This is a genomic window from Xenorhabdus sp. NBAII XenSa04 (assembly GCF_963866145.1).
Taxonomy (GTDB): Bacteria; Pseudomonadota; Gammaproteobacteria; order Enterobacterales; family Enterobacteriaceae; genus Xenorhabdus; species Xenorhabdus indica.
On sequence record NZ_CAWMEB010000041.1, the window covers coordinates 1 to 6,989 of the forward strand.

Here is a 6,989-nt window from a genome sequence, read left to right on the forward strand (position 1 = left end):
TATGATCGCTATGACGACCTGAAAGAAAAACAGGAAATTATAGAATAATGGGAAAGTAAATGACTATCACTGTTAGAGCAGCAAACGGTCCTTTGAAATCCAGGCAGTTGTCTAATAAATCTGAGTTATTTGGATTGACTTAATCCTTATATTGCTCAATTAGCCAAATATTAATTCGGCTATTTTCATTTAGGAGTGATCTCATCGCAATATTTGCTTTTATTTGAAAGAATGGCTGACATTTATATATTCAATGTAGATACATCATTCATTACTACACTCTTTTTTTATCAAAAAAAGACAGAAAAATATTATATCTAAAAATAGTTTTTTTGTGATCGAGTCCATAAAATGAAAATGATCATGATTCTGTCAAAACCGTTATCTTATTTTTTATTTTCACATCATAATGTTACAAAAAATACACCTTTTATGGATAAATATTAATCGGTTAGATACACTAATCATATACGCCATTTCAGAATATTATTCCTCAACGGCAATCATTTTAACTTTTTACGCTGTTATTGTCAGATGCCGTTTTTTATTTCACTTGATTTGGTTTGGTCTTTACTCATTCATTATTTATTATCCCCCCCGTTTTATTCACTACAAATCAGCCGATATATTCGGAAAATAAAGTCCCTTCAAATTATCGTAAAACAGCATATTGCGTCCTTAATTAACCAATTTGTCGGAGACAATGTGAGTTAGATTTAAATCTTGTGCCCGAATGTTATGGCCTGTGTTGTTATCGGGCGGGATAGCCTATTTCATAACATTCCATCATCTCAGGGAGACAGAATATGTCAGTGAAAAAGCACCTCACAAAATTAAAGAAAGGAAACGCGCTGTTGGAACAAGGACAGCAAACGACACAAATAGCGAAACAGGCCAAAGGCCTGTTGACGGGGGCGAAGGGTAATTCTGCTGCCGGTGCCGGTAGCCTAATCAGTGGCGGAGGTTTTGCGGGGAGTTCAGGCAAAGCAGCCGGTGGCCTCGGTGCTGGTAGCATGATCAGCGGTATGGGCGGCGGCTTTGCCGGTGGCGCAGGACAAAAAGCCGGGCTGGCAGCTCAGGCTGCCATGGGTAACTCAACGGCAGGCAAGCTGTTACAGCAAGCTGGTCAGGCATTGGGATTACTTGGCGGCGCTGACCCCAGCGGCCTGTTGTTCACCCTGACAGCAGGTGGCTTACCGGCACAGACCTTTGTCGTCACTGACTTCAGCCTGAGCGAACACTTCTCACGCCCCTTTGTGCTGGAAGTGGGGCTGGCGAGTGCTGACCCTGCTATAGATTTCCCACTGGTGCTTGACCGCACGGCCACACTGACCATTCTGTTGAATGGGATTGAACAGCGCAGCGTCACCGGCATCGTCACCCGCTTTGAGCAGGGCAATACTGGCCTGCATCAGACCACCTACCGGATGAGTATCCGCCCCGACCTGTGGCGCACCACTCTGCGACAGAACTCGCGTATCTTTCAGCAACTCAACATCGCCGGCATCATCACCAAAATCCTCAAAGAGCACAGCATCCGTGACGTGGAATTCAGGCTGCGTCACCCGCACCCGGAGCGCGAATTCTGCGTGCAGTATCAGGAAAGCGACTTTGATTTTCTGCAACGACTAACCGCGGAAGAAGGCATTTTCTACTTCTTTGAATGCCGTAACGGGCGCAACACGCTGGTATACGCCGACGACTGCGGCTCTGTGCCGCCGGGCATCCGCCTGCCCTATCAGCCGGGCGAAGGCAGTACGCTGGGGGAACCGGCGGTCAGCAGTCTGACCAGCAGCGCGCAGGTACGACCGGCTCAGGTACAGCTTAAGGATTACACTTTCAAAAACCCGAGCTGGCCGGCAGAATTTCAGCAACAGATGCGGGATGAAAACCTGCAACAGTTGTATTACGAGCACTACGACTATCCGGGCCGTTTCAAGGACGAGGCGCATGGCAAAGATTTTACCCGCTACCGGCTGGAGGCGCTGCGCAACGACGCCGTGACCGGACAGGGCAGTGGCAATGCCATCGCCCTGCAACCGGGCAAACTGTTCATTCTCGATAATCATCCCCGCCTGGACCTGAACCAGTCGTGGCAGACCGTTGCGACCAGCCACAGCGGCAGCCAGCCCCAGGCACTGGAAACCGCCAGCTCCGGCTCCGGTACAACGCTGCACAGTCACTTCCACTTTATCCGCCAGAACCAGAACTGGCGTCCGGCACCGTTGCCGAAACCGGTGATTGATGGGCCGCAAATTGCCAAAGTCGTCGGCCCGGCGGGGGAGGAGATTTTCTGTGACCAGTACGGGCGGGTGCGCCTGCAATTCCCGTGGGACCGTTACGGCAAGAGCGATGACCAAAGCTCCTGCTGGATACGGGTCAGTCAACCGTGGGCCGGTCAGGGCTGGGGCATGCTGGCCATTCCACGCATCGGACAGGAAGTGGTGGTGGACTTCCTGCATGGCGACCCCGACCAGCCCATCGTCACCGGGCGCACCTACCATGCCAGCAACATCCCACCGGGGGCCTTGCCGGGCAGCAAAACCCAAATGGCGTTTCGCTCCAAAACCCACAAAGGACAAGGGTATAACGAACTGCTGTTTGAAGATGCCAAGGGCAGTGAACTGCTGTCATTGCATGCGCAGAAAGACATGAATACCAAGGTACTCAATGACCGTGAGACCCATGTACTGGCTAACCACAGCGAAACGGTGGAGAAAAACCAGACCATCAAGGTGAATGCACACAAAAACGAGATGGTGAAAATGACCAGCACGGAAACCATCGGCATGATTTATGCACTGACCGTCGGGGCCAGCATGAACACCACCGTCGGCGCCAGCCAGACTGAACAGGTGGGGCTTCACAAATCCGTTATTGTCGGCAATACCTTGTCTATCAATGCCGGTGATGTGATTGAGCTGAAATGCGGTGCCAGCGTCCTGCGTATGGATAGCGAGGGTAAAATCACCATTCAGGGCAGTGAGTTCAAATTTGAGGCCAGTGGCCCGGTACAAATCACCGGCAAAGACATCGACCTGAACTAACAAGGACGGACTGAGATGGAATTTCGTAACCTGACGCCCTTCGCGGTGATGAACTATTCGATGTGCGATGTCGACGATACCGAGCATCACGTCGCGGTCATGAAAATTGGCTACCAACTGATGCCTGCCGGAGAGGGGGAGTACGTCGCCGAATTATTGCCCGCCCCGCCCCTGTGTTTACAGGATGAATACCGCGGGCAGATGAATGCTTCGCAGGTGTTGCAGGAAAGTGACCTTGCGCCGTTTAAACCGCGCTGCGACGTGATTGTCAACGGCACGGCTTATGCGCCAGAAGGTAAGCCCTGTACCGAATTTCCCGTGCGATTGCAGGTACAAACTAAGCAGGGCCAGACCCTGCTTGACAAAACCCTGACTGTAACCGGCGAACGGGAATTTATCCGTGACACCAGCGGCAACTGGCAACTGACGGCACCGAAACCCTTTACGACACTGCCACTGGATTATCGCTATGCCTTTGGGGGTGAGTGCAAAATTCAGGCAGACGATAAAGCGAGCCAACACCTCAAAGAGCGTGACCGACTGACCCCCGAACAGCGCCAGCAGCACCCGGACGGGGAAAATGCCCCGGTTGCCCATGCCGTTTGTGAAACCAACCCGCTGGGGATGGGATTTATCACACCGTGGTATGCCGATGCCAAACAACTCACCCGCTACCCTGCCCCACGTATTACCCGCCCGGATGCGCCGTTGACCGCGCAGCATTTTGCCGCGCAACTGAACAGTACATTACCGACTGATACCCCGGCCTGTCAGCCGCAGGGAATGGGGTTTATCGGTCGCCCGTGGCTGCCCCGCCGCCAGCTTGCCGGCACTTACGATGCCGACTGGCTGGAACATCGCCACCCTTACCTGCCGAAAGATTTTGACTTCGGCTATTGGAACGGGGCACCGGCTGACCAGCAGATTGACTGGCCGGACACCGATATCGCCCTCACCCTGAGCGGCCTGACGCCTCACAGTGACCTGCATGTCAAACTGCCGGGACACCGCCCGTTTATCCTGCTGCGGATGCACAACGGCATGCTACTGCCCGTGCCGATGCGCCTCGATACGCTCATTATCGACAGCGAAGCCAGAACACTGCATATAACCTGCCGTCTGAGCTTCAAAGCCTCTCTGCCCGTACGGGTCGCCGAAGCCCGGTTTGAAATCAACCCGGATGCGCCGTTACTCAAACTGGCGCCACTGGAAGAGGAGAAAAAAGATGGCTGATAACTACATCGCCCGTACCGCGGGCACCTGGATGATTATCGGTATGCTGCCGGACGTGTGCAAAACCCCGATGGGGCCTTCCACCCCACCCATCCCCTATCCGGTGGTGGCGAAACTGGCAGACAGCTCAGCCCCGGAAAAAACCGTGCGCGCCAATGGCCAGCCGGTGGTGGTATTTGCCCAGAGCTTTGTGCCGCAGACACTGGGCGACCAGCCCGGCGTAGCGAATGGCGTCAAAAGTGGCACCGTCGGCGGAAAATGCCATCCGCAGGAGCATACCCGCACGGTACGTGCCGGCAACAAACTGGTGCTGCGCCACGGGGATAAATTTTGGATGAATGGGGCATAAGGAGGGAAACCATGTCAGATAAGATGCTCGTCACACCCGATAGCAACGATGTCAGAGCCGAAGAATATTGTAAAGAATTTAACATTCGCACACAGGCTGAGGCGGAGAAAGCGCTCAGCAATGCAGAGACATTATACCGGCAAAGCGCCCGTTTTTACGGCGATTACGGCGACAACCCGGAATTAGACGTTCACTATAACCAGGCAGACGCTGACTTCGAAGCTCAGGCTTTTAAGAAAACGGCTCAGGATACCGTTGAAAAATTCAAAAGGGGTGAATTTCCAAAGGAAGAATGGGAAAAAGAGAAAGACGACGACGATCATCCCAAACCCAATGCTGCGTTGCCGCAAAAGCCACGAGACGATAGCCCGACCGGAGAAGGGAATACCATTGGTAGCATTGTCGGACAGGCCCCCCAGTCCGCCTCTCCTCCGCATGCCGCTAATCCGGCCATTAAGCCAGAGGCCCCTGCGGAAAAAGGGATGTGGGATAAAACCGTTGACTGGTTTCAGGAAACCGCCGATGACTTCAACAAATGGGTGGATGAGAGTAAACACAATCTGCAAGCCGCCTGGGACAGTCCGGGCGAAGCGGCTGTCGGGGCAGGCAAAGCACTCTGGAATACCGTTCCTGAAATGGGGGAATTGCTTGGCAAGGGAGCCGTAATCATGACAACGGCACCGGCCGTTGCTGCCGAAAAAGCCTGGGAATATATGGGGGGCTCTCCTGTCGGTGTGTCTGAATTGCAGCAAAAGGCCGTTGATATGGTCAATGCTGATGCGATTAAAATGGAAATGAAAAGCGATGCTGAAAAAGGCGGCGATTTAATTTTTACCGGTTTTTCTTTTGCTACAGGGTTTGGCGGATTAATCAAGGGGGCTGCAAAAGGAGCGGCAAAAACCGCCGCTAAAACCGAAAGCAAAGTACTCGCTGAAGAAGCCAGGGCCGCCGAAGCAGCGGGGGCTAAAATCAAAGGCCAGTCGCCAGAAACCGCCAACCCCGCGCCGGCCAAACCCAAAAACACCGAAAAAGACCCTGTTGACAACAAATCCACCGATAAAGATGGTAGCTGCAACGGGACTTGTAGCACAAAAAGTGAACCTGTCGATATGGCTACCGGCGACTTCCTGCAAGTCTGGCCGGTTATCGCTATCCCCGGATTGTTGCCGATTACCCTGACCCGCACCTATCGCTCCACCGCAAAATTAAACGGTCTGTTTGGTCCCAAATGGGCGGATGACTGGTCACGCCAGCTAGTACTGACTGACGGCAAAATCAATTTCACCGATGCAGACGGAGTCATCTACGATTTCAACACACCGGATAACACGGTGCTCGCCCGTAATCAGCGTATTCCCCATTACCTGCTGACCGGCGAATTAACGGGTGAACTACAACTGACCGACCGCCAGTCCCAACTCAGCTATCACTTCAATCACATCGTTGGAAATATCCGCAAGCTATCCGCGATCACTGACCGCCGTCAGAATGCGATCCGGTTTATTTACAATAAACACTCACAACTGATCGAAGTCACACGCACGGATGGCTTCCGGCTGATTCTGGGGTATCAGGATCAGCAACTCCAGACAGTAGATTACCTCAAGCAACAAACACACCAACGGCTGGTGACCTGTCACTATGATTCACAGGGTTATCTGCATCAATGTGATGCGTTCCAGCACAACCATTTGTGGCATGAATATGACGCTCAGGGGCGGATGACTCGCTGGCACGATACCGACCAGACTGATCTATATCTCATTTATGATGAGCAGGGGCGGGTAGTGAGCATGATGTCCCCCAGTGGCTACTGGAGTGACCGTTTCCATTATGACGACCAGGCGCGCATCACCACTTACCGGGATGCTGAAGGCGGTGAAACCCAGCACCATTACGATCACAACGGGCTGGTGATCCGTGAAGTCGATCCGCTGGGACGCGTCATACGTCGCCAGTGGCGCTACAGTCAAATCGTCTGGGAAGCCGATGCAGCAGGTGGGATCACGACTTTCGATTACAACCCTGATGGTGCGCTGACTGAAATGGTCCTGCCGACCGGAGAAACCTTTGCTTACGGCTATGACGAACACGGACAGCTCATTGAAAGTGTCCTGCCCACCGGTGAGCGCTGGCAATTTCATTATGATGAACAGGGTAACCTGACGGCGCTGACTAATCCGCTGGGACACAAAGAAGAGTATCAATACGGCACCCACGGTGAATTACGCCAGCGCTTATTACCGGATGGGCGTCAGTGGCACTATGCCTATGACGAACAACAGCGGCTGGCTGCCGTGATGACCCCAGACGGTCAGACCACCGGCCTGCAACTGGATGAACTGGGCCGCCTGCGCCAA

4 protein-coding genes are annotated in these 6,989 nt (G+C 53.1%); all 4 read left to right on the plus strand.

Features of this window, described 5'->3' with window-relative positions:
- The first annotated feature begins 806 nt into the window (after nucleotides 1-806).
- A complete protein-coding gene (gene tssI / locus AAC147_RS01980) occupies nucleotides 807-3,047 on the plus strand; it encodes a type VI secretion system Vgr family protein (RefSeq protein ID WP_047685197.1) in 2,241 nt (746 codons plus the stop codon).
- Nucleotides 3,048-3,062: 15 nt separating this feature from the next.
- A complete protein-coding gene (locus AAC147_RS01985) occupies nucleotides 3,063-4,280 on the plus strand; it encodes a DUF2169 family type VI secretion system accessory protein (protein WP_047685200.1) in 1,218 nt (405 codons plus the stop codon).
- Entirely contained in the window at nucleotides 4,273-4,629 is a 357-nt protein-coding gene (locus tag AAC147_RS01990; RefSeq protein ID WP_047685203.1) for a DUF4150 domain-containing protein, read from the plus strand. Before AAC147_RS01985 ends, AAC147_RS01990 begins: the two co-directional genes overlap by 8 nt.
- A gap of 11 nt (nucleotides 4,630-4,640) precedes the next feature.
- Nucleotides 4,641-6,989, plus strand: a 2,349-nt coding sequence (locus tag AAC147_RS01995) for an RHS repeat domain-containing protein (RefSeq protein ID WP_231571562.1), incomplete at its 3' end; no start/stop codon positions are given.